Origin of the sequence: Oleomonas cavernae (assembly GCF_003590945.1) — a bacterium.
Classification (GTDB): Bacteria; Pseudomonadota; Alphaproteobacteria; order Zavarziniales; family Zavarziniaceae; genus Zavarzinia; species Zavarzinia cavernae.
Genome location: NZ_QYUK01000011.1, coordinates 40895 through 64399 on the forward strand (window position 1 = coordinate 40895; position 23505 = coordinate 64399).

Sequence of the window (23505 nt, forward strand, 5' to 3'; positions counted from 1 at the left end):
AGACAATTGCAATTTATTCTTACTAGCAAACACCTACAGTCCCCCTGAATTTCCGCGCTGCGGCGGAAACCCTGGGGTTTGCAGATGAGTAGGTTCGGCTCGCGTCATGGGCGCCATGGCTTTTCCATTGTGGCGCTGCTCGTGGCGCTGGCCGCCGGCGATGGCGCCGCGGCGCAGGAGGCGGGCAGCGACGGCACCATCACGCTCGACACGGTGACCGTCGAAGGGCAGTCGCAGGCGGCCGATCCGGTCGGGCCGGGTGTGGGCTATGGGGCGGACACCAGCCGCGCCGGCACCAAGACCGATACGCCGATCCTGGAGGTGCCGCAGTCGATCCAGGTGCTGACGCGGCAGTTGATCGAGGATACGGGCGCGCGCTCGCTGACCGACATCCTGCGCCATGCCGCCGGCGTCATGCCGGGCGGCTACTACAATGGCTGGGACTATGTGCGTATCCGCGGCTTCGAGGCCGATACCTCGGTCTTTCTCGATGGCCTGGTCAACGACTACTACGTCGGGATCGCCACCGATCCGCTTTTGCTCGACCGGGTCGAGGTGGTGCGCGGTCCGGCCTCCACCCTCTATGGCGCAGGCTCCGCCGGCGGCATGGTGAACCTGGTCAGCAAGCGGCCGGTCCCTGAGAACTTCGCCACCGTGACGACGATGGCGGGGACCGAGGGCGACTATCAGGCGACGCTGGATGCCGGCCTGGTCCTGACCCCGGACGAGACGCTGTACGGGCGGCTGCTCATCCTGCTCGGCTCGGAAGATACGTTCATCGAGCATGTCGATCCCTCGAAGCGGATCGTCGTCGCGCCCTCGCTGACCTGGAAGCCGAACGCGCAGACCAGCCTGACACTGCTTGCCCGCTATTCGGAAAACTGGGACCGGGCGGCGCCCACGCTGCCGGCGCGGGGCACCGTGCTGCCCAATGCCAACGGCAAGCTGCCGCTCGACAGGTTCCTGGGCGAGCCGGACTATCCCGGCAAGCTGAACCTGGAGAGCCAGCGCCTCGGCTACGAATTCCGCCACGAGTTCGATGAGACCTTTGCCGTGCGCCAGAACCTGCGCATGAGCTGGTTCGACTCCAAGTGGAGCAACATCATCTATCCAGGTTTTCTCGCCGCCGACGATCGTACCCTGATGCGCTTCTATTACTCGCAGCGGGACAAGTGGACGGTCTTCAGCATCGACACAGCAGCCGAAGCGCGGTTCTCGACCGGCTCGTTGCAGCATTTCGTGGCCGTTGGCGTCGACTACAGCGCCTATGACGACGAAAACGATGCATCCGATTTCAGCGTCTTCGACTTCATCGATATCTTCGACCCGGATTACGGCCAACCGTCGCCGGCGCAGCCGCTGACCGTACATACGCAGGCGGATTCGCGTGCCTTGGGCTTCTATGTCCAGGATCAAGTCAAGATCGGCAGCGACGTGACGGTGACGCTCGGCGGCCGTTTCGATCGCGCAAAGACCAGTTCCGACGGGCCAAGCGGCCACGCGGAGAGCGAAGACGACAAGTTCAGCCCCAAGGCCGGCATCACCTGGGAATTCCAGCCGGGCTTCGCGGCCTATGCCACTTACAGCGAGTCTTTCCGGCCACAGCCGGGAAGAAGCACGGCAAGCGGTGGAAATGTCGAGCCCGAGACCGGGGTCAACTACGAGATCGGCCTCAAGGCCGACAGCGAGGATGGAACCTTGGGCGGGACGCTTGCCCTCTTCGACATAACCCGGCAGAACGTTGCATCGTCGACCGGGTTTCCCAATGTCTACGCCGTCTCGGGCGAGCAGCGCAGCCGTGGCGTCGAGCTCGACGCCCGCTGGTCGCCGGCACCGGGGCTCGACCTGACCGCCGCCTACACCTACACCCATATCAGGGTGACGGAGGGCGACAACGACGGTGCCACGCCCCGGAATGTCCCGGCTCACATGTACAGTGCCTGGGCGCACTACCGCCTTCAGGACGGGCCGCTCGAAGGCTTCGGTTTTGGCGCCGGCGTCAGCCACTACACCAAGCAGCAGGGTGACGACGGCAATAGCTTCACCCTGCCGGCCTATACGCTGGTCGATGCCACGCTATCCTATGAGCAAGGCCCGTACCGTGCCCAGCTCAACGTGAGCAACCTGTTCGACGAGGAATATTACGTCGGCTCCTACAGCGACTTCTACGTCCTGCCGGGCGCCCCGACCGAGGCGCGCCTGACCCTGGGCTATACCTTCTGACCCGGTTGTTTCCCCGTTTGCCGAACGGGCGGACCTGGACGATCATCGCCCAAGGTGAGGAGGTCCAGGTCCATGGAACGCAGCTATGCGCGCGCCCTGCTGCTGGCGGGGTTGACCCTGATGGGGGCGGGATTTCTTGCCTTTGCCCTGTTCGAGGCGCTGTTGCCGCTGCTCGGCACGGCCCTGGCGGCGGCGGTGACCGGCATCCTCTGCCTGGTGCCGGTGCTGGCCATCGCCCTGCGCGAGCGCAAGGCGCCGCCCTCCGTGGCGGCTTCGGCCGCCAGCTCGGCGGTGGCCGCCACCTCGGTGCTCGAGGGCTTTGCCGGCCTCCTCGATCCCGCCAAGCGGCGGAAGTAGGCCTCAGCGTTCAGCCCGGCCACGCCGCCGTCTGGCCCGCCATCAGCGCGCGGATCTCGTCGGGGACCTCGATTGCCTTGCGGGCCTGCATGTCGAAATAGACCGCGACGATTTCGACGGTGGCGAGCGGGGTGCCGCTCGCCTCGTCGAACAGCCAGTGGAACAGGCGCAGGGTGCGGCCCACGATGCCGCTGGAGCCCGAGCGCAGGACGACGATGTCGCCCGGCCTGGACGGGGCCAGCCAGCGCACCTTGTAGTCCAGCGCGGCCGAGCCGATGTGGCGCGCGCGCAGCGCCTCGGCCGAGATCGCGTCGCTGGCGATCAGATGGCCCACGGCCTGCGACAGGCGCGAGATATAGGCCTGGCGGGTCAACAGCCCACCGGCGGCCAGGTCGCCGGGCCGCACGAGGCTGACCAGCGTTTCCTTGAGGCCGAAATCCGCCGCCGCCCGGCCGGACACGCCGCCCGCCGGCCCGGGCAGTTCCGGCTGGGCCGGCGCGTTCACGGCATTGGGTGCCACCAGCAGCGCCGCGGCCGCGTCGAGCACGCCGGCGGGCAGGGGGCACAGGGCACCGGTTTGGGCATCGGCCCCGCCCATGACGGTATCGAGTACCGCCGCCAGGGTGTCGCTGGCCGACTGGTACATCTCGTGGCGCAGGCGGATGGTGCCGGCCGCCCGGTCGAGGCCGATCACGGCGGTCTGGGTGTGCAGCACGGCGCCGGATCGGCTCTCGCGCTTGAACACGATCTGGTCGGTCAGGGGGCGCGGGGCGATGGCGCTGGCCAGGGGCAGGCCCAGGCGGGTCATCATGACGGCCTGGGATTCGTCGAACTTGCGGCCGTAGAACTGGACGTTCATATGACCCATCTGGTCGCATTCCCAGGCATCGGTCGCACCGCGCCAGGTCGTCTGGAAACCGGGCTTGCTCAAAAGCTGCTCCCTCTACTCGACCAGTGATTCATCGCCTGAGCTTATCGCCCTTTGCCGGCAACCGGGCAATGTTGTCGTCGCCGCATCCGACGGGGTGTTGCGTGCCGGTGGGTCGGTAGCTTTCCCACCAAAGGGGATTGCGGGTGATTTTGCCTTTTCCCTCACAGGCGGTACCGTGGCAAAGCATGGCCGACGCGACGAGGGGGAGATCTCATGCCCGACCTGATTCTGCATCACTACGCGCTTTCGCCCTTCTCGGCGAAGGTTCGCGCCATGCTCGGGTCCGCGCAGCTTTCCTGGCGCTCGGCTGTAACACGCGAATTCCCGCCCCGCCCGGTCCTGGCGCAGCTTGCCGGCGGATACCGGCGGATCCCCGTCGCGCAGATCGGCGCCGACATCTTCTGCGATTCCAAGGTCATTGCCGAAGAGATCGCAGCGCTGTCCGGCCATGCCGCCCTCTCGCTCGAGCATTGCAGCGACGAGGTGCGGGCCTATGCCCGGGAGGTCGACCTCAAGATCTTCCTCGCCTGCATGATGTCGGCGGGGGGCGCCAGCCTCCTGCGGACCATGGGATCGTCCATGAACCCGTTCGACCTCCTGCGCGCCCTGTGGGACCGGGTGCAGATCGGGCGCAAATCCTCGGTGAAGCTCGGGGACCTGGGCAGGCCGCGCCAGCGGGTGCTGGCGCATCTGGCCGGGGTCGAACAGCGCCTGCGCCAGCACCCGTTCCTGTTCGGTGCCGAGCCGAACCACGCGGATTTTTCGACCTATCACAGCCTGTGGTTCATGCGCGACCTCGGGGCCTCGTCGCTCATCGACCCGTTCCCCGAAACCATCGCCTGGATGGAGCGGATCAAGGCCTTCGGCGAAGGACAGCGCGAGGAGATTTCGCCCGACGAGACCCTGGCGGTGGCCAAGGGCGCATCGCCCAGGCCGATCCTGGACGAGCACCGCGCCGATCCGTCGATCGGCCGGCCGGTTCGCATCGGCCCGGCGGATTATGCGCAGGGTCGGACCGCGGGCACGCTGGTCGGGGCGACGGCATCGCGCTGGATCCTGGCCCGCGAGCCGGCCGGGCTGGGCACGCTCCACGTCCATTTCCCGCGCACCGGCTATGAGCTGTTGCCGGCCTAGCCGGGTCAAAGGCCGATGAGGCGCGGCAGCGCGCCCATGTCGTCGAAGGTTTCCGCCCCGGCGGCGGCCAGCAGGGCGGCATCGGTATCGCGGGCAAAGCCCAGGGCACGCATGCCGGCGGCAACCGCGCCGGTGACGCCGGGCACGCTGTCCTCGACCACGACGGTCGCCTCGGGCGCCAGACCCATGCGCCGCGCCGCCAGCAGGAAGAGATCGGGGGCCGGCTTGCCCCGCGCCACCTGCACGGCCGAAAACAGCCGGTCGCCGAACAGCGGGCGCAGGCCGGTCAGGCCCAGGGTCAGTTCCATCTTGTCGGGCGAGCCCGAGGAGGCGACACAGGTGGCGATGCCCGCCGCCAAGATCCGCTCGATCGCCGCGCGCACGCCGGGGATGGCCTGAAGCTCTGCCCGGAAACAGGCATAGGTCTTGGCCTGGAGGGCGGCCAGCCAGCCTGCGGGCAGGGGCCGGCCGGTCATCGCCTCGATCCGGGCCATGACCGATGTCATCGACAGGCCGACGAACTGTGCCCGGCTGCCCGCCTCGTCCATGGGCAGCCCCAAGGCCGTGACCGCCTCGCCCAGGCAACGGTTGGCCGGGCCTTCGGAATCGACCAGCACGCCGTCGCAATCGAAAATCACCAGGGACGGCCGCAATGCGTTACCTCCAGGAAGTTCTCGTTGCAGCGGCATGGTGCGTCCTTCGAGACGGCCCTCCGGGCCTCCTCAGGATGAGGACGTTCTTTGTGGCAGAAAAGTCCTCCTCATCCTGAGGAGCCCCCGCAGGGGGCGTCTCGAAGGACGCAACGCCCGTTGTCCGGGGGCTGACTTATCACAACCCCAACTGCCGCGCGGCCAGGTCGCGCATGATTTCTTCCGAGCCGCCGCCGATCGCGTTCACCCGCACCTCGCGATAGATGCGCTCGGTCTTGGTGCCGCGCATGTAACCGGCGCCGCCCAGGATCTGCATGGCCTCGCGGGCGCAGAATTCCATGGTCAGGGTCGCCTGGTTCTTCAGCATGCAGATCTCGGCGATCGGCGCATCGCCCTGGTCGACCCGCCAGGCCAGGTTCTCCAGCATGCACTTCGTCGCCTCGATGCGCATGGCCATGTCGACGATCTTGTGCCGGATCACCTGGTGATCGGCCAGGCGCTTGCCGAAGGTGGTGCGCTGGCGCGCCCAGGCGATGGCCTCTTCCAGGGCCACCCGCGCGAAGGCGTTGGCGCCGGCGGCCAGGCCGATGCGCTCGCCGTTGAAATTGCGCACGATGCCGAGGAAGCCGGCGTTCTCCGGCCCCACCAGGTTCTCCGCCGGGACCTCGACATTGTCGAAATAGATCGCGGCGGTGTCCGACATCCACCAGCCCATCTTTTTGAGCGGCGTGCGGGTGATGCCGGCGCGGTCCATCTCGATCAGCAACAGCGAGATGCCGCCAAAGCCCTTGCCGCCGGTGCGCACCGCGGTGGTGAGATAGTCGCAGCGCATGCCTGACGTGATGAAGATCTTCGAGCCGTTGACGATGTACCTGTCGCCCTCGCGCCGCGCCGTGGTCTGCAGGTTGGCGACGTCCGAGCCGCCCGAGGGTTCGGTGATGCCAAGCGCGGAGATCTTCTCGCCCGCCATGATCCCGGGCAGCACGCGCGCCTTCAATTCGTCGGAGCCCAGGGCCGCGATCGGCGGCGCGCCGATGCCATGGGTCATCAGGCCGGCGATCAGGCCGCCTGCCCCGGCGCGGGCCAGTTCCTCGGTCGCGACGATCGAATGGAAGATGTCGGTGCCCTCGATGCCGCCGTATTCCTCCGGGAAGCCCATGCGCAGCAGGCCGATCTCCGAGGCCTTTTTATAGAGCTCGCGCGGGAAGGTGCCGGCTTCATCCCATTCGTCGACGAAGGGGGCGACATGCTCGTCCACCCACCGGCGCAACTGGGCGCGGTAGGTGTGATGCTCTTCCTTGAAATAGGGGCTGGGCACCGGCTTCAGCAGCGGGTCGAACAGGGACATGTCGGTCATGGTCTCTCCTCCATCGGCCTTGCCGACGCTTATCATTTTGGCCCAGGGTGCCCTGGGTGGCGGGGGTCTGCAAGCACCCCGCCGAGACGCCAGGATGACGCGACGGTGACGGGTCTGTGACCGCCGTCACCGCGCCGGAATTGTGAACCATGTCACAGTGGCGACAGGTCACGAATCGCCATGTCGCCGCCCGTATTCAGGGGAAAATCATGCGTTGCCTTGCCTTGTTCGTCGTCGCCGTCCTGCCCTTCACGTTCCGCACCGAGCGGGCGGATGCGGCCGCGGACAGCCAGATGGTGCCCAAGGTCGACTACAGCGCCACCTACACGATCGAGCCCGATGGCGAGACCATGACCATGGCCCATCACGACGGCATCATCCGCCTGGAAATGGGCGCGGCCGGCGAGGCGATCGCCATCCTGCTGGAGCCGTTGGCGCACCGCGCGATCATGCTGATGCAGGGCATGGCGATCGAGCTCGACACCCGCCAGGGCAGCCCCGGCATCTCGGCCAAGCCCGGCGTCGGTCCCGGCGATGTCCTGGGCGGTTCCCGCATCGACCCGACCCCGCTGGGGAGCAAGACCATCGCCGGCCTCACCTGCGTGGTCTATGACGCCATCTGCAACGCCGGCGGCGAAGAGGTCCATTCCAGGGTCTGCCTGACGCCCGACAATGTGATGCTCGAATCCGTTTCGACGGACCCGGGCAAGCCCTTCACCATGACCGCGACCCAGGTTTCGATCGCCCCGCAAGACCCCGCGCGCTTCAGCCCTCCCGCCGGTGTCCAGGTGATGAGCATGGATCAGATGATGCAGGGGATGGGGGAATGCCCGGTTTGCCGGTCAGGTGAGGGAACCGGCACCCGCCCCGGCGATTTATCACCGAGGGGCGGTCGTGGCAGTATCGGCGCTCGCTCAGGAGGATCCGCCATGAGTCGCCTTGCCACCCTCGCCGCAACGACCGCGCTTTGCGCCCTGGCCGCCTTGCCCGCCGCGGCCGATCCGCTGCCCCTGCCCAAGGTCGACTATGCCGCCACCTACACCGTGACGCCGGGCGGGCAGACCATGCAACTGGCCCATCACCAGGGCTTGATGCGCATGGACATGACCGAGCGGGGCCAGCCCATGACCGGATTCATGAACCTGCACACCAACCGGATGTTCGTGCTGCTGCAATCGCCGATGCTCATGGCCTTCGAGATGGACATGTCCCAGCCCATCCCCGGCGCCCCGGGGGCGGCCGGCGGCATGAGCCCGCAGAAGATGATGACCGAGGCCGACGTGACCCTGACCCGGATCGGCACCAGGACCATTGCCGGGGTCGGCTGCACCTTCTATGACGCGATCGGCACCCTGGGCAAGGACCGGGTCGATGCCAAGGTCTGCCTGACCCCCGACAATGTGCTGCTCTATTCCGAGACCGTCGACCAGGGCAAGACCTATGTGGTCACAGCCACCCGTGTCTCGCTCACCCCGCAGGACCCCGGCCGCTTCCAGGTGCCGGCCGGTGTCCCGATCATGCCGGCGGAGCAGATGATGCAGGGACTGGGCGGGATAGGCGGGCTGGGCGGCCTCCGCATCCCGGGGCTGAACTAGGCAGCCGTTCCGCCGCATCGCGCCTTGGTGCAACATGGTGCGTCCTTCGAGACGCCACGTGCCGTGGCTCCTCAGGATGAGGTAAGTCTTTTTGCCACAAAGATTCTCCTCATCCTGAGGAGGCCCAAAGGGCCGTCTCGAAGGACGCAGGGTGTTCCTGCCGGCGCCCTAGCGCGGATCGAAGCTGTTCTGCCCGCCCGACGAGGTGACCTTGCCCTTCCTGCCGATGGCTTCGCCGTCGAGCAGCCAGTCCAGCACCTCGCGGTCGCCCGGCGTGTTGGCGGCGAAGCGGCTGCCGTCTTCCAGGCGGCCGATGACGATGCCCAGATAAGGCTCGCCGTCGCGGCCGTGGACCACCGTGTAGGTCTCGATCTTGGCGTTGCCGTTGGCCTCCTCGACGATCACCGGCTTGGGATCGGCGTCGATCTCGGCCTGGTAGGTCTTGGGATCCTTGCGCTCGAACGCCTTCATCGGCGGCTCGGTCGAATAGATTCCGGCCGCATGCTTGGTGATGTACCAGCCGTTGGCGGTGACCAGGCCGTATTTGCCCGGGTTGGCGCGCAGGCACCGGGCCATCTCCGCGATCGAATGCATGACGTAATTGTTCCCGGCGCCGCCGAAATAGGGCAGGCCGCCGGTCACGGTCAGCGGCTTCTCGTCGACTTCGGGCAGGGCCAGTTCCTGCTTGGCGATCTGCACCGCCGAGGGGAAGCAGGAATAGATGTCGAAGAAGTCGATATCGGCCACGGTCTTGCCGGCCATGGCAAAGGTCTCGCGGCCCACGGTGCGGATGGCGGGCGAGGAGTGGTAGTTCACCCGTTCCAGCACGTACCAGTGATCCTTGGCATCGGCGCAACCATGCAGGTACACCCAGTTGGCTTCGGGCACGCCCAGGCGCCGGGCCTGCGCGACCGAGGTCATGATGACCGCGGCCGACTGGTCGACCTCGATGATCGAATTGACCAGCTTGGTATAGGGATAGCCGACGAAGCGGTTCTTGGCGCTGGGCGTGGTCAGTTCCGCCGCGCTGCGCTCGATCGGGAACCAGGCCAGCGGGTTGGCGGCGGCGACCTTGGTGAAGGGCGCGAACAATTCGCCGATCTTGACCAGGTGGGCCTTCTGGCTGCGCCCGCGCTTGGCCCGGATCGCGTTCTCGAACATCGGGTAGACGTTGACCGGCGGGAACATGCTGTGGGCCAGTTCCGTGGGCAGGGAGCCATTGCGGTCCTCCTCCGTCAGGGTGACCGTGCCGAAGGGGATGGAAACGCCACTACGCTGGGCCTTGGTGATGGTCGCCAGGACTTCCACACCGGTCAACAGGGCCAGGCGGCATTCGCCCTTGGCGATCCTTTCCGCCGTCTCGTTGACCAGCATCTGGGGCGAGTTGCCGCCGACCGAGGTCAGGTGCTTGTCGGCCGGGTGAGCGCCCAGCGCCTCGGCCAGGGTGGCGACGGGATCGTCGAAGTGACCTGAGAGGAAACGCACCACGCCCAGGCGGTCGATCTCGGCCAAGCCCGCCGCGCCGATGCCGGCATCCTCGGCCGCCAGGCGCGCCGCCTCGGCCATCATCGCGATGGGGCCGCGCGCCACCAGCGGGTCGACATCCTTCTGGGTAACCTGGCCGGTGCCGATCAGCACCGGTGTAAACTCGTCGGACATTACTCTCTCCCCTGATTTTCTATTGCCGTCATCCCGGCGAAGGCCGGGATCCACCGATGGGGAGCACTGGAGCAGACCCGTATTGCCACGCCAGTGGATCCCGGCCTTCGCCGGGATGACGAATTCGAGCTGGTTACATCAGTTCCGAAATCGGCGCCTCGGTGCGGTCGTAGCCGGCGTCGGGCGTGATCACCAGCCATTGGCCGTCGGCGCGATCCTCCAGCCAGGGCTGGACCATCACCGGCGGGTTGGCCCGCGCGCGTGCCACCGCGTCGGCCACCGTGTTGTCCCGCGCCAGGATCGAGAGGTTCATGCGGGTCGGGAAAATCACCGAGCGCTTGCCGCTGATGCCGTCCGCGATCGCCTGGCCCGGGTTGATCCAGATGCTGTCGACCGTCTCGCCGCCGTCGTGCAGGGCCAGTTGATCGGCCGGCGCCGTGGCCAGGAAGAAGTGGGTGTCGAAACGCTTGGGCATGAAGCTGGGCGTTACCCAATGGGAATAGCGGGTGAGGCGGTCGAGGGCCAGGGTCAGGTCCTCGGCCGCGAGCATCTCCTGGATGCCGATCTCGCCCTTGGCCATGGGACCCCGCCAGCGCGCCTCGATCTGCGCTAGGCGGGCGGCATCGACCAGGGAGTCGCTGCCCTTGGGGCCCGCCAGCAGCACGCCGCATTCCTCGAAGGCTTCGCGGATGGTGGCAACCGCGAAGGGGATCAGCTCGGGCGTCAGGTCCGGGGTGGGCGAGAGATGGGCCGCCACGCCGGGATCGCTGTCGCGTTTGTCGACCTTGCCGCCGGGAAACACCAGGGCCCCGGCGGCAAAATCGATCTGATGGTGCCGCTGGACCATGAAGACCTCCAGCCCCGCTGCGCCATCGCGCAGCAGGAGCACGGTGGCGGCGGGAAGCAGCCGGTCGTTGGCACCGCTCATGGCATCAATCCTTGATCACGGCTTTGCCGTTGTTGATGGCGATCACGTCACGCTCCACCACGCGGGTGCGGAACGAGATCACGTTGCCGTCCTGCCACATCTGGGTCTCCAGCGTCTCGCCCGGGAACACGGGGGCCGAGAAGCGGGCATTGAACTCGACGATACGCGAGGGATCCCAGCCGCAGTAGGCCTCGGTGACGGCGCGGCAGGCATTGCCATAGGTTGCCAGGCCGTGGAGGATCGGCCGGGGGAAGCCCGCCATCTCGGCAAAGCCGGGATCGGCGTGCAGCGGGTTGCGATCGCCCGAAAGGCGATAGATCAGCGCCTGCGACGGCAGGGTCTTGTAGGCGACCGCCGTCTCGTGCGCCCGCTCGGGCAGCTTGTGCGGCTCGGGCCCGCCGCCGGCCGGGCCGCCGAAGCCGCCGTCGCCGCGGGCAAAGATGGTCATGCCGATGGTGATCAGCTTGATCCCCGTCGCCTTGTCGCGGATCTCGGTTTCCAGCAGGATGATGGCGCCCTTGCCGGCACCCTTGTCGTAACAGCCGGTGACCTTGCCCGTGCATTCGATCTCGCCCTCGTAGGGCAGGGGGTTGTGCACCACCAGGCGTTCCTCACCGTGCACGACCATGATGAAGTTCACGCCCGAATTGGCCAGGATCGTGTTGTCCCAGGCGACCACGGTGGCCTGCGAGGGCAGGACCTTGAGGCCGTTCTCGTAGACGAAGGGAAGTTCGTCCCGGTTCATCGGGTCGAGGCCCAGCCCCACGCCCAGGGCATAGAGCATGGTCTCGCGGTCGGTGTATTTGACGGTCCAGGGGCCGGACGTCATCCCATGATCTGCTCGTGGTCGATGGCCATGATCTCTCTCCTCGTTGCTTTTGTTATCGGGTCATTGGGTCAACAGGCGCCCGGTACGATGGGGCAGGGGGACCGGCCCGGCCACCTTGGCCGCCGGCAGGCCCGGCCGCGCCAGGGCATGGCCGGCGCGGGCGAACAGAATGCCGCTGGCCCGGCTGACCAGCGGGGTGCGGGCGCCGGTGGCGGGGTTCAGGATCTCGGCCACCAGGTCGCCCGCCGCGACCGTGGCACCGGCCGCCTGCTTGAACAGCAGCACGCCGCCGTGCGGGCATTCGATGATGTCGGTGCCGTCCAGCGGGGTGGCGGCGCACAGGGCCTTGGGCAGCGGGCCGGGGTCGGCATCGATCAGGCCGCGCCGGCCCAGAAAGCGGAACAGGGCGGCGGCATCGGCGCTCGCCAGGTCGTCGCTCACGTCCCGGTCGCCGCGCAGCTCGACCGTGGCCGACAGGCAGGCGGCGGGAATCGCGGCCTTAGGGAAGCGCTTGGCCAGTTGCCACCAGATGCCGCCCACCGCCTCGTCGAAGGGTTCGCCGCCCGAGACCTCGGCGGTCAGCACCGCCTGGGCCTGCAACTCGGCCGCCAGGTCGGCGGCGCCGGGCCACAGGGCGGTGCCCAGATAGAGGTGCATCACCGCTTCATCGTCGCAATGCAGGTCCAGGGCATAATCGGCATCGACGCTCAGCCGCATCAATTCCAGGCGCAGGTGGTCGACCTCGCTCCTGGGGTTGATGGCGGCCAGCAGGCGGTTCGCCTCGGCCCGGATCAGGGCGACATTGGCGCCGGCGTCGGGCCCCAGCCTGTCCGACAGGGCATCGCCGATCGGCGCGGCCAGATCGGGATACAGCCGGTTGAAATTGCCCAGAGAGTCGAATTCGTAGCGGCCGGCGTGCTTGCCGAACAGGTATTGCGACAGGCCGATGGGATTGGCGTAGGGCACCAGGATGATGTCGCCGGTGATCCGGCCCGCCGCCGCGGCCTGATCCAGCAGGGCCAGCAGGTGCTGCATGACCACCAGGCCGGGCAGTTCATCGGCGTGCAGCCCGGTCTGGAGATAGGCCTTGGGGCCGCGGCCCGGCGAGCCATAGCGATGGACGGTGATCTGGCGCGCGGTGCCGGGGCTGGACGACATCAGCGGGATGATCTCGGTCTGCCGCGCCTGCACGTCGTCTCTCCCACTGCCGTTAACGTCAGCCTTCGTGCAACGCTGCATAGGGCATGTCAAGCCGGGTGGGCAGGACGTCGCGTCACTCTAGGGTCAGGACATCGATCACCGGCGGGTTCAGGAAGCGCAGGGGCAGGCCCGTCTCGCCTAACCCTGAGGTGACATAGACCGGCAGCCCCTGCCAATCGACCAGACCACGGTCGAAGGGCGGGTGCGCGGGGATCATCCGGCGGTAGAGGAAGGGCAGGCGCACCTGCCCGCCATGGGTATGACCGGCCAGCAGCAGGGCTGCCGTGCCGGCCGGCACATCCATCGCGGTGTCGGGATTGTGGGTCAGCAGGACGATCGGCCGGTCGTGGGGCAGGGTGGCGACGAAGCTTGGCGAATCCTTGCCTGCCCAGCGGTCGCCCAGGCCCACCAGGGTGATGCCGCCCACGGGCACCGCCTTGCCCTCGATCACGGTGACGCCGTAGCGGGCCAGCACCCGGCGCAGTTCCTCGCCCAGGGGCGGCCCCGGCCGCTGCTCGTCATGATTGCCCAGGACGGCATAGGTGGGGTGCCTGAGCCGGGCCAGGGGGGCGAAGAGGTAGTCGAGCGGTTCGGCGGGTTCGCCCGTCAGGTCGCCCGCGATCAGCACGGCATCGACATCGAGCGCGTTCAGCCTGTCGACCACCCGGTCGAGGAAGACACGGCCCTTGAAGACGCCGAGGTGGATGTCGGAAATCAGGGCAAGGCGGGCTTTGCCGCCGACCGCGATGGTCGCCTCGCGCGTGATGATCCAGTTGGGCTCGATGAAGCGGGTCCACAGCCCCAGGAGCAGGACTGCCAGCACCAGGCCGGTCCACAGGCCCGGGCGCCGGATGACCCCGGCCAGGGCCAGCAGGCTGAACGGAATAAGCGCGAAACTGCCCCAATAGACGATCATCGGATACCCCCGGCGTGACGCCGAAGGTATGACCGTCCCGCGCGGCTTTTGCATGGCGGCGCGTGTCCGCCCCATTGTCTTGTGTTGGAGATTTGGTGCAGGTGCATCCCTCACACCCCGTCGTGATCCCCGCGAAGGCGGGGATCCACCGTCGGGGAACACTGGGGCAGACCCGTATCGCCACTGCCGTGGATCCCCGCCTTCGCGGGGATGACGAGTGAGTAATCGGCACAAGCATGACAAGTCCTTGAGAATGTGGTGGGTTCTTGCCCAATAAGGGGAGGAAGCCTGTTGTTTACCCGCCTGCTGATCGCCAATCGCGGCGAGATCGCCATCCGCATCGCCCGGGCCGCCGCCGGGCTCGACATCGCCACCGTCGCCGTTCATGGCGAGGATGACGCGGCGTCATTGCATGTAACCGCGGCCGATGAATCCCGGGTGCTGGGCGGGCGCGGCGTCGCGCCCTATCTCGACGGCGCACAGATCATCGCGGTGGCCCAGGCGGCGGGTTGCGACGCCATCCACCCCGGCTATGGCTTCCTGGCCGAGAATGCAGGGTTCGCCCGCGATTGTGCGGCAGCCGGGATCACGTTCGTCGGCCCCCGGCCCGACCTGCTCGATCTGTTCGGCGACAAGGCCGCCGCCCGGCGCTTTGCCGTGACCGCGGGCGTGCCGGTGGCGGAAGGCACGGCCGGGGCGGTGGACCTGGCCGGCGCCCAGGCCTTCCTGGCCGGCCTGGGCGACGGCGCGCGGGTGATGGTGAAAGCCGTGGCCGGCGGCGGCGGGCGCGGCATGCGCGTGGTCGAGCGGGCCGAGGATCTGGCGCAGGCCTTCACCCGTTGCGAATCCGAGGCCCGCGCCGCCTTCGGCAACGGCGCCCTCATCGTCGAGCGCTTCATCCCCGCCGCCCGTCATATCGAGGTGCAGATCCTGGGCGACGGGACGGGCCAGGTGGCCCATCTGTTCGAGCGCGATTGCAGCCTGCAACGCCGCCACCAGAAACTGGTCGAGATCGCCCCGGCGCCCGGCCTGGACGCGGGCCTGCGCCGGCGCATCATCGAGGCGGCGCTGACGCTTGGCCGGGCCGCCCGCTACGACAACATCGGCACGGTCGAATTCCTGGTCGACGGCGATGCTTTCTTCTTCATCGAAGCCAACCCACGCCTGCAGGTGGAGCACACGGTGACCGAGATGGTCACGGGCGCGGATATCGTCGCGACGCAGATCCGCCTGGCCGCCGGGGCCGGCCTCGACGCGCTGGGCCTGGATACTGTGGCGGCGCGCGGCCAGGCGATGGAACTGCGCATCAACCTCGAAGCCATCGCCCCCAATGGCGAGGCGCGGCCTTCGGGCGGCACGCTCAGCGTGTTCGAGATGGCGTCAGGCCCGGGTATTCGTGTCGATGCCTGCGGCTATGCCGGTTACACCACCAATCCCAGCTTCGATCCCTTGATCGCCAAGCTGATCGTCCAGACGCCCAAGGCGGATTTCCCCGCCCTGGTGAAGGCGGCGGCGAAGGCCCTGGGCCAGAGCCGGATCGAGGGTGTCGCCAGCAACCTGGCCTTCCTCGAACATCTGCTGGGCGAGGGCGACATCGCCGCCGTCCGCTTCGACAATCGCTGGGTGGAACGGGTGGCGCCGCGCCTGGCGGCAGCCGGCGCCGCGCGGGCCAACCGCTTCTTCCCCGCGGCCCCGGTGGCAGCCAAAGGCCCGGCCGCGATCGATGCGCCGGACGGCACCGTGCCGGTTCCAGCCCCCCTGTCGGGCAAGGTGGTGGTGATCGAGGTGGCGCCGGGCGATGCCATCGCCGCCGGCCAGCCCATCGCCGTGCTGGAAGCCATGAAGATGGAGCATGTGGTGAAGGCGCCCGTCGCCGGCATCGTCCGCGCCATCGGGCCGCAGGTGGGCGACGTGGTGTTCGAGGACAGCGCGCTGCTGTTCATCGAACCCGGCGACGTGGCGGCCGATGCCGCCAGCCAGCAAGGCGCGATCGATCCCGATTACATCCGGCCGGACCTGGCCGAGGTGATCGCCCGTCATGGCCTTACCCTGGACGAGAACCGGCCCAAGGCGGTCGCCCGCCGCCGCGCCACGGGCCAGCGCACGGCGCGCGAGAATGTGACCGACCTGGTCGATCCCGGCAGCTTTATCGAATACGGCGCCCTGCTGCTGGCGGCCCAGCGCCGCCGCCGCGGCCTCGACGACCTGCTCACCGCCAGCCCGGCCGACGGCCTGCTGACCGGCATCGGGTCGGTCAACGGCGCCCTGTTCGACGAGGCTGCCAGCCGCACCATGGTGATCGCCTATGATTACACCGTGTTCGCCGGCACCCAGGGCATGCTGAACCACAAGAAGACCGACCGCATGCTGCATCTGGCGGCCGACCAGCGCCTGCCCATTGTGCTGTTTGCCGAGGGCGGCGGCGGGCGCCCCGGCGATACCGATTTCGTCGGCGTCGCCGGCCTCGACGTGCCGACCTTCGCCGCCTACGCCAAGCTCTCGGGTCTGGTCCCGCGCATCGGCATCGTCTCGGGCTTCTGCTTTGCCGGCAATGCCGCGCTGCTCGGCTGTTCCGATCTTGTCGTGGCCTGCGAGAACGCTTCCTTCGGCATGGCCGGCCCGGCGATGATCGAGGGCGGGGGCTTAGGGATCTACAAGCCTGAGGAGGTCGGCCCGGTCGCCATGCAATGGGCCAACGGCAACATCGATGTGCTGGTGGCGGACGAGGCGCAAGCGGTCGCCGTGACCAAGCGCCTGCTGGGGTACTTCCAGGGCCCACTTAGGGACTGGTCGGCGCCCGACCAGCGTGCCCTGCGCCACGCCGTGCCGGAAAACCGCCTGCGCGTCTACGACATCCGCAAGGTGATCGAGGGCTTGGCGGATGTGGGCTCCGTCAGCGAACTGCGCGGCGGCTTCGGCCGCGGCATGGTGACGGCGCTGATCCGCCTGGAAGGCCGCCCCTTCGGCCTGATCGCCAACGATCCCACGCACCTGGGCGGCGCCATCGACGCCCCGGCGTCGGAAAAGGCCGCCCGCTTCCTCCAGCTGTGCGACGCCTATGATCTCCCGGTGGTCAGCCTGGTGGACACGCCGGGCTTCATGGTCGGCCCCGATTGCGAGGCGACCGCCATGGTGCGGCGCTGCTCGCGCCTGTTCGTCGCCGGGGCCAACATGGACGTGCCGGTCTTCGCCGTGGTCTTGCGCAAGGGCTACGGCCTGGGTGCCATGGCCATGACCGGCGGCGGCTTTCACGAAAGCATCTTCACCGTGGCCTGGCCCTCGGGCGAATTCGGCGGCATGGGCCTGGAAGGCGCGGTGCGCCTGGGCTTCGCCCGCGAACTCGCCGCCGTCGCCGATCCCGCCGAACGCCAGGCCCTCTACGAGAAACTGGTGGCCCAGCAATATGCCAACGGCAAAGGCATCAACATGGCCTCCTTCGCCGAAATCGACGACGTGATCGACCCGGCGGAGACCCGGCACTGGATCATGCGGGCGCTGAAGGCACTGCCGCCGAAGACGCCGCGGGCGGGGAAGAAGCGGAATTTCGTGGATACGTGGTGAAGCCGTGATCACAAGGTGCAGGGCGCGCTATTCGCCGTTGATGGCGTAGACCTTGGAGCCCATCAGGATGTAGTGCGCGCCGCTTTCCTTCACCGAGAAGGTGCCGCCGCGACCCATGTCGTAATTGAGGCCGCTCAGCCAGCGGACCCGCTGTTCGGCGGGCTCGTACCGGTATTCGCCCTGGCTTTTGAGCGAATTGTCGAACTCGCGCACTTCGTAGCGTCCGCCGTCGAGCAGGATGAGGTCGTAGACGTAGGAGGCCGTCGTCAACTGCACGAGATAGACCTTGTAGCGGCCGGTCCTGGGGCCTTCCTCGGCCCTGGCCGCGCCGAAGGCCACCATCGCCAGCAGGACCGCGGCCACCGCAACCGCGCGCACCAGTGCCGAGCGCAACATGGCTTCTCCTTTGCCGAACCTCTTCGAGGGCCTCGGGTCTCAGGCGTAGGGTGGTCGTAAGCGGAACCTGGCGCTGCCGAGTATGGCATTCCGCCGGGCGCAGGCAAGCCTCCTCACCCCACCCGCCTTGCCAAAAACCTTGCCAGCGGCGGCCCGGCCAGCAGCACCAGCAGGAAGCGGGCGACCTGCAGGGCCATGACGAAGGACAGGTCGACATTGCTGGAGGCGGCGATCACGGCGACCGAATCCATGCCGCCGGGGCTGGTCGCGAGATAGGCGGTCAGGGGATCAATGCCCATCACCCGGTGCAGCAGATAGGCGAGGCCGCCGCAGAAGGCCATCAGTGCCAGGATCGAGGCGACGATCTGGGGCAGGGCGCGGGAGGCATGGCGCAACAGCGGCAGGGTGAAGCCCAGGCCGATGTTCCAGCCCAGCAGGGCGTAACTCATCGCGAGCAGCCAGGGCGGCAGGAAGATGGTGATCAGGCCCAGGGCGTTGAGCACCGAGCCGATCGCCAGGGGCACCAGCATGGCGCCCGCCGGGATCTTCAGCGCGCGGCCCAGCGCCCCGCCCGCCAGGGCGAGCATGATGGTCTGTCCGAACGGGATCCAGTCGATCGGCGGGAACCAGACGATCGCGGGGAGCGTGGCGCCCGAGGTATCGACCCACAGCCGGGCGATGACCGAGGCGGCGGTGGCGACGAAGACCACCCGCAGATACTGCATGAAGGCGACCAGGCGGGCGTCGGCGCCGAAGGCCTCCGCCATCAGCATCATCGCTGTCGCCGCCCCGGGGGAGGAGCCCCAGATGGCGGTAGTGCCCGGCAGAACGCTCCAGCGGCTGATCAGCCAGCCCAGGAAACTGCTGGCGCCCAAGGTGGAGAGCACGACGGCGGCGAACAGCGGCCAGTCGCCGGCGAAGGAGACAAGGATGTCGGGCGTCATGGCCCGGGCGATCAGGCAGCCGACCACCGCCTGCGCACCCAGATAAGGCACGCGCGGCGGCCGCACCGTGGCGCCGCAGCAGCCCAGCACCACGCCGGCGATCATCGGCCCCAGCAGCAAGGCCGCCGGCAGGCCGCACAGTTCGAGCAGGAAAGCGAGAAGGCCGGAGCCGACGAGCAGCAGCGGCCATTGCCGATACCGCGGCCAGGCGGCCAGCGGACCCTGAAGAGAAGTCATCGAACACCCATCTCGTTCAGTCCCGGGCTGAGTCGCTTAGGCGGCAGGATAGGCAGAAAAGGGCCTGGCGACACCCCGCGCCGGGGCAGGGGCGGGGCAGGTGCCTTGCATATCGGGTCGCCTTGCGGGAATGATCCGCGCCATGACGCAGCGCGAAATTCCTCCCAACATGTCACCGGCCGTCGTCGCCACCATTGACGCGCGGCTGGCGGCCGTGCGCCGCGATCACGGCGTGGTGATGCCCCTGGCGATTGAAAGCGGCAGCCGGGCCTGGGGTTTTCCCTCGCCTGATAGCGACTATGACTGTCGCTTCATCTATGTCCGTCCGGTCGATCAATATCTCTCGCCCTGGCAACCGCGCGATGTGATCGAAACGCCGATGGACGGAATCCTGGACGTCAACGGCTGGGACCTGGGCAAGGCGCTGAAGCTGCTGCTCAAAGGCAATGCGGTGATCATCGAATGGCTGATGTCGCCGATCACCTGTGGCGCCGACCTCGGCTTTCGCGCCGCCTTCTTGGCGCTGGCCCGGCAACTGGCCAGGCGCGACCTGGTCGGGCGGCACTACCTGCACCTGGGCCAGCGGCAGCGCCGGGTGCATTTCGGCGAGGGCGGCAGCGTGCCGCAGAAGAAAATCTTCTATGCCTTGCGTCCGGCCGCCGCGCTGCGTTGGTTGCGCCTGCACGTGGACGCCACCGTGGCACCCATGCACTTTCCCACCTTGATCGCGCAATGCGAGCCGCCAGCCGAGGTAACCGATATCATCACCGAGCTGATCACCCGCAAGGCGGTGACGCGGGAGCTGGGGACAGAGCCGTTGCCCCCTGCCATCAACGCTTTCCTCGACAGCGAATTCGCCCTGGCATCCAGCGTCTTTCCCATCCGGCCGGCGTTGATTGCCGAGGCGGAACGGGAAGCGACGGAGGATTTCTTCCGGACCTGGGTGCGGCGCTTCGATCCCGCCTAGGCCCCCAGCGACAGGATCGGCGCCACGTCCGGCGTGACCTTGCCCGCCAGCACGGCCTGGTAGATGCGCTCGACCGCGGCCGGCCCGGCGTGGTGCTCGATGGTCAGCCAGCGCGGGCTGTCGGCCAGCATGCTCGCCCAGGCCTCGCCCAGGCGCTGGGTCAGCAGGGGCACGCCCCAGGCCTTGCGCCGCTCCACGATGTGGCTGGGGGTGAAGAAGAATTCAGGGGTGGGGCCGGGCAGGGCCGCCGCCTTGTCGTCCGCCGACCAGTGGGTGGCGCCGACCAGGATGGAGCGGGTGATGCTGTCGCCCAGGTGATGGTGGATGGTGCTGCGCACGGCGCCGTCGCCCGCGATGTCGACCACCACCGTGGGCACGTCGGCGGGAAGGCTGGCGATCTCGGCATAAGGCACGACGGCGTCGTAGTGCCCGGTCTTGGCCACGAAGGCGGTACTGCGCGGCGAAGTCAGGCCCACCACTTCGATCCCCGGCCGGTGCGCGGCCAGGAGCAGGGCGGTGGCGATCGCGGTCTTGGCCGAGGCGCTGGTCAGGATCACGCGCTTCGCCCCGAAGAAATCGGCCTCCGCCAGGTGGGCGGCCAGGAAGAAGGCCAGCGCGAACAAGGGGCGCAGGATCAGGTGCTGGTCGGCATGGGCCGGGCTGTAATCGGGGGCGTGGTCGATGCGGGCGTATTCGTTATAGGTGCCGGGCAGGGGGGCCCGGTGGGCAGCGCCATCGATGAAGCGCACCGGCTTGATGCCGGCAGGCGCCAGCTTCAGGTGGCTGGCCATCGGGAAATAGCCATAGACATTCTCGCCCTCGGCCAACTCGGCATTGCGCGAGGCGGCGATGCGGCCGGTCGCCCAGACCGGGATCTGGCCCCAAGGCGCGGGGGCGGGGAAGAACTGCCAATACTGCACCGCGTCGCCGTATTTGGCATAGGTGATGTTGTTGGCGGTCAGGCCGAAGCGGGTAACCTCGACAATTACCTCGCCCGGCGCCATGTCCGCGACCGGGGCCTGGTTCCAGCGCCATTGGTGCAGGTCGCCGCGGTCGACCTGAAAGCTCGTCGCATCCATGTTGCTCTCCCTGGGGGCAGGTGACATGCTATGACATCAATAGCATTCTGAATTCGCGGGCAAATGAAATCTTCCCTACCCCTGCCCGGCCAGAAGGTCCGCGGCTCGCGTACCGGCCGGCCGGTCATGGCGGCGTTGGACCTGCTGGGCCGGCGCGGCGCCCTGCGCCTGATCTGGGAATTGCGCGAGGGCCGCGTGCTGACCTTCCGTGCCCTGGCGGCGGCTTGCGACCTGCCGCCGGCGACGCTCAACGCCCGCATCAAGGAATTGCGCGAGGCGATGCTGATCGCGCCCGAGGACGGCTATCGCCTCACCCCCCTGGGCGTGGCGCTGTTCGAGGCTTTCGCGCCCTTCGAGCGCTGGTCCCGGCACTGGGCGAAAGCGGTGCCGGGGTTGATCGAGCCCTGACCTGTTCCACAATCGTCATCCCGGCGAAGGCCGGGATCCATTCGGGGGCAGCGCGCGACGTCTCAATGGATTCCGGCCTGCGCCGGAATGACGATAGATGGTGTCAGCGCTTCGCCGGGCCGCGCTTGGTGCGGCGCCAGTCGCGCTTGGGCTGGTTCGCCTTGACCACCGCCAGCAGCTTCTCGAAGGTCGCCGCCATTGCTGTCTCGATCTCGGGTTTGCGCTCCAGCCGGCTGAGCAGCAGGCCGGCCGCCTCGAGCGTCGACAGCGCCTCGCGCCGCGGCTCCTTGCGCATTTTGCCGTAGGCGGAGGGCTTTGAGGGGTTCAGCACCAGGCGCCGGGATTTCAGCACCCAGGAATTGCGCCACCACAGGGTCTTGGCCTGGGACCAGGTGCCGTCCAGCAGGATGACACCGTGCAATCCGCGTAAGGCCGCCTCCTGATCGTCCAGCGGTGTGTTCTTGGCATCGACGGCGACTACTTCACGGCCCGGCGGCAGGCTGGCCATGTCGGTCGAGCCCAGGTACAGCACCGCCCATTTGGACGGGTCGACCTCGCGGCCCAGCAGCTTGGTCAGGCTGGGCCAGGACAGGCCGATCTTGAAGGTCGATTTGGCCAGGTGCAGCGCGGTCAGGCGCGCGGTGCCCAGGGCCTCCTCCTTCTCCTGCGGGTGCTGGAGGATGACGAGCTCGATCTTGTTGGCGATCGGGGTGATGCCCTCGCAGACGCAGAATTTGGGTTCCTTGCCGCAACGGGGGCAGGGGGCGGGCTCGGCCGCGGGGGCTTCGATCTTGTCGGTGGTCATGATGGCGCGGATCATGCCCAAAAGGGGCACCGGCTTCACGCGCTATTATTGCGGGCGGCCCTGCTCCACCCCGAACGGGGGGAGGGCACCGGCCCGGCGATATGCCTCGCTGTCGGCCAAAACAAGGGCGAGGGAGGCGAGAATGCGCCGGGACATCGAGTTCAAGACAGAGGACGGCATTACCCTGCGTGGCTGGCTCTACCCCGCCCAAGGTGTCACCGGCCCGGCGCCCACGGTGGTCATGGCCCACGGTTTCTCCGCCGTGAAGGAAATGTACCTCGACGATTTCGCCGCCCACTTCGCCGCCAACGGCCTCGCCTGCCTGGTCTACGACCACCGGAACCTGGGCGCGAGCGACGGCACCCCGCGCGGCCATATCGATCCTCAAGGGCAGATCAGTGGCTACCGCGATGCCATCACCTTCGCCGGCTCCCTGGTCGAGGTCGACGCGGGCCGCATCGGCATCTGGGGCTCCAGCTATTCCGGCGGCCATGTCCTGGTGGTCGCGGCGATCGACCGACGCGTGAAATGCGTCGTCTCCCAAGTGCCGCTGGTCGCCGGCCTGGAAAATGCCCGGCGCCTGATCCGGGCCGACCATTGGGTGGGCCTGCGCGGCAATTTCGATGCCGACCGCCAGGCCCGCTATGCCGGCGATCCGCCCGGCCGCATCCCGGTCACGGCGCCGGAGGGCGAACCCTGCGCCCTGCCCACGGCCGACACCTGGGCCTTCTTCCAGGGCTATCGTGCCCAGCACCCAGTCACCACCTGGGTGAACGAGGTGACCGTCCATTCGATCGAACTCTTCACCGAATACGAACCCGGCGCCTATATCCCCCGCATTTCGCCCACGCCGCTGCTGATGGTGGTGGCCCGTGACGACCACCTCACCCCTGCCGACATGACCACCGCGGCCTACGAGACGGCGCACGAACCCAAGCAGGTCCTGATCCTGCCCTGCGGCCATTTCGACGCCTATACGGGGGCGATGTTCGAAATGTCCGCGCCGGTGCAGACGGCATGGTTCAAGCGGTGGCTGTGAGGGGGACAGCACATCCCCGACACCCTTTTCGTACCGATGCGACAGGTCGGCCATTGACGCCCCGGTGTCGCCCTCTATTCTCAGACCCGATCAGGACCGCCGAATCCTGGTTGTAAAGATCCCCTGTGGGAGAGATCGGGTGCTGCGTGCAGCATCCGGCGCCGAAGGAGCAACCGCCCCGGAAACTCTCAGGCCCACGGACCGCAGGGGAGACGGCACTCTGGAAAGCAGGGTGCGGGTTGGTGACCTGTTCGTCACGCCCGTGCCCTCACCCAAGGGGTAAGCTTGCC

Annotated in this window: 20 protein-coding genes and 1 riboswitch; of the genes, 8 read left to right on the plus strand and 12 right to left on the minus strand. The window is 67.9% G+C overall.

Going from position 1 to position 23505, the window contains the following annotated elements; all coding sequences use genetic code 11:
* The first annotated feature begins 84 nt into the window (after positions 1 to 84).
* Positions 85 to 2223 carry a TonB-dependent siderophore receptor gene (locus D3874_RS03880; RefSeq protein WP_119776797.1) on the plus strand — a complete coding sequence of 713 codons (2139 nt, stop codon included), beginning with the start codon at positions 85 to 87 and terminating at the stop codon, positions 2221 to 2223.
* A gap of 72 nt (positions 2224 to 2295) precedes the next feature.
* Positions 2296 to 2580, plus strand: coding sequence for a hypothetical protein (locus D3874_RS03885; RefSeq protein WP_119776800.1), 285 nt, complete (start codon positions 2296 to 2298; stop codon positions 2578 to 2580).
* Positions 2581 to 2590: 10 nt separating this feature from the next.
* Here D3874_RS03885 and D3874_RS03890 read toward each other — a convergent pair whose 3' ends face one another.
* Positions 2591 to 3511, minus strand: a complete 921-nt coding sequence (locus D3874_RS03890) for an acyl-CoA thioesterase (protein ID WP_119776803.1) — start codon at positions 3509 to 3511, stop codon at positions 2591 to 2593.
* Between the two features lie 213 nt (positions 3512 to 3724).
* Here D3874_RS03890 and D3874_RS03895 point away from each other — a divergent pair, with 213 nt between their 5' ends.
* Positions 3725 to 4645: a glutathione S-transferase family protein gene (locus D3874_RS03895; RefSeq protein ID WP_119776806.1), complete on the plus strand. Its 921-nt coding sequence runs from the start codon at positions 3725 to 3727 to the stop codon at positions 4643 to 4645.
* A gap of 5 nt (positions 4646 to 4650) precedes the next feature.
* Here the strand turns inward: D3874_RS03895 and D3874_RS03900 are convergent, their stop codons facing one another.
* Complete coding sequence (locus tag D3874_RS03900) at positions 4651 to 5298, minus strand: HAD family hydrolase (protein WP_199698926.1); 648 nt, start codon at positions 5296 to 5298, stop codon at positions 4651 to 4653.
* 175 nt (positions 5299 to 5473) lie between these two features.
* Positions 5474 to 6652: an acyl-CoA dehydrogenase family protein gene (locus D3874_RS03905; RefSeq protein WP_233559826.1), complete on the minus strand. Its 1179-nt coding sequence runs from the start codon at positions 6650 to 6652 to the stop codon at positions 5474 to 5476.
* A 209-nt stretch (positions 6653 to 6861) separates the two neighbouring features.
* Here D3874_RS03905 and D3874_RS03910 point away from each other — a divergent pair, with 209 nt between their 5' ends.
* Positions 6862 to 8247, plus strand: a complete 1386-nt coding sequence (locus tag D3874_RS03910) for a hypothetical protein (protein ID WP_147385515.1) — start codon at positions 6862 to 6864, stop codon at positions 8245 to 8247.
* A 168-nt stretch (positions 8248 to 8415) separates the two neighbouring features.
* On the opposite strand, the gene D3874_RS03915 is transcribed toward D3874_RS03910, so the two are convergent.
* The 5 genes from D3874_RS03915 to D3874_RS03935 form a co-directional block, all read right to left on the minus strand.
* The gene (locus D3874_RS03915; RefSeq protein ID WP_119776815.1) at positions 8416 to 9906 is read right to left on the minus strand and encodes an acetyl-CoA acetyltransferase; all 1491 of its coding nucleotides are present in this window, start codon (positions 9904 to 9906) and stop codon (positions 8416 to 8418) included.
* 133 nt (positions 9907 to 10039) lie between these two features.
* Positions 10040 to 10834 (minus strand): NUDIX hydrolase, encoded by a 795-nt coding sequence (locus tag D3874_RS03920; RefSeq protein WP_119776818.1) that lies wholly within the window; start codon positions 10832 to 10834, stop codon positions 10040 to 10042.
* Between the two features lie 4 nt (positions 10835 to 10838).
* Positions 10839 to 11663 (minus strand): MaoC family dehydratase, encoded by an 825-nt coding sequence (locus tag D3874_RS03925; RefSeq protein ID WP_199698927.1) that lies wholly within the window; start codon positions 11661 to 11663, stop codon positions 10839 to 10841.
* A gap of 60 nt (positions 11664 to 11723) precedes the next feature.
* Complete coding sequence (locus tag D3874_RS03930; RefSeq protein WP_233559827.1) at positions 11724 to 12854, minus strand: succinylglutamate desuccinylase/aspartoacylase family protein; 1131 nt, start codon at positions 12852 to 12854, stop codon at positions 11724 to 11726.
* 82 nt (positions 12855 to 12936) lie between these two features.
* On the minus strand, positions 12937 to 13779 hold the full coding sequence (locus D3874_RS03935; protein ID WP_158595825.1) for a metallophosphoesterase: 843 nt from the start codon (positions 13777 to 13779) through the stop codon (positions 12937 to 12939).
* A gap of 291 nt (positions 13780 to 14070) precedes the next feature.
* Here D3874_RS03935 and D3874_RS03940 point away from each other — a divergent pair, with 291 nt between their 5' ends.
* Positions 14071 to 17340: an acetyl-CoA carboxylase family protein gene (locus D3874_RS03940; protein WP_233559828.1), complete on the plus strand. Its 3270-nt coding sequence runs from the start codon at positions 14071 to 14073 to the stop codon at positions 17338 to 17340.
* A gap of 27 nt (positions 17341 to 17367) precedes the next feature.
* Here D3874_RS03940 and D3874_RS03945 read toward each other — a convergent pair whose 3' ends face one another.
* On the minus strand, positions 17368 to 17736 hold the full coding sequence (locus D3874_RS03945) for a hypothetical protein (RefSeq protein WP_119776820.1): 369 nt from the start codon (positions 17734 to 17736) through the stop codon (positions 17368 to 17370).
* Positions 17737 to 17849: 113 nt separating this feature from the next.
* Entirely contained in the window at positions 17850 to 18917 is a 1068-nt protein-coding gene (locus tag D3874_RS03950) for an AbrB family transcriptional regulator (RefSeq protein WP_119776823.1), read from the minus strand.
* A gap of 142 nt (positions 18918 to 19059) precedes the next feature.
* Here D3874_RS03950 and D3874_RS03955 point away from each other — a divergent pair, with 142 nt between their 5' ends.
* Positions 19060 to 19884, plus strand: coding sequence for a nucleotidyltransferase domain-containing protein (locus D3874_RS03955; protein WP_119782101.1), 825 nt, complete (start codon positions 19060 to 19062; stop codon positions 19882 to 19884).
* Here the strand turns inward: D3874_RS03955 and D3874_RS03960 are convergent.
* Positions 19881 to 20963, minus strand: coding sequence for a DUF2855 family protein (locus D3874_RS03960; protein WP_158595826.1), 1083 nt, complete (start codon positions 20961 to 20963; stop codon positions 19881 to 19883). The genes D3874_RS03955 and D3874_RS03960 overlap by 4 nt on opposite strands.
* 63 nt (positions 20964 to 21026) lie before the next feature.
* Between D3874_RS03960 and D3874_RS03965 the strand changes: the two genes are divergently transcribed.
* Complete coding sequence (locus tag D3874_RS03965; RefSeq protein WP_119776828.1) at positions 21027 to 21371, plus strand: winged helix-turn-helix transcriptional regulator; 345 nt, start codon at positions 21027 to 21029, stop codon at positions 21369 to 21371.
* A 103-nt stretch (positions 21372 to 21474) separates the two neighbouring features.
* On the opposite strand, the gene D3874_RS03970 is transcribed toward D3874_RS03965, so the two are convergent.
* On the minus strand, positions 21475 to 22215 hold the full coding sequence (locus D3874_RS03970) for a tRNA-uridine aminocarboxypropyltransferase (protein ID WP_233559829.1): 741 nt from the start codon (positions 22213 to 22215) through the stop codon (positions 21475 to 21477).
* Between the two features lie 103 nt (positions 22216 to 22318).
* Here D3874_RS03970 and D3874_RS03975 point away from each other — a divergent pair, with 103 nt between their 5' ends.
* Complete coding sequence (locus D3874_RS03975) at positions 22319 to 23215, plus strand: alpha/beta hydrolase (protein WP_119776830.1); 897 nt, start codon at positions 22319 to 22321, stop codon at positions 23213 to 23215.
* 116 nt (positions 23216 to 23331) lie between these two features.
* Positions 23332 to 23429, plus strand: a riboswitch (glycine riboswitch).
* Positions 23430 to 23505 lie beyond the last annotated feature (76 nt).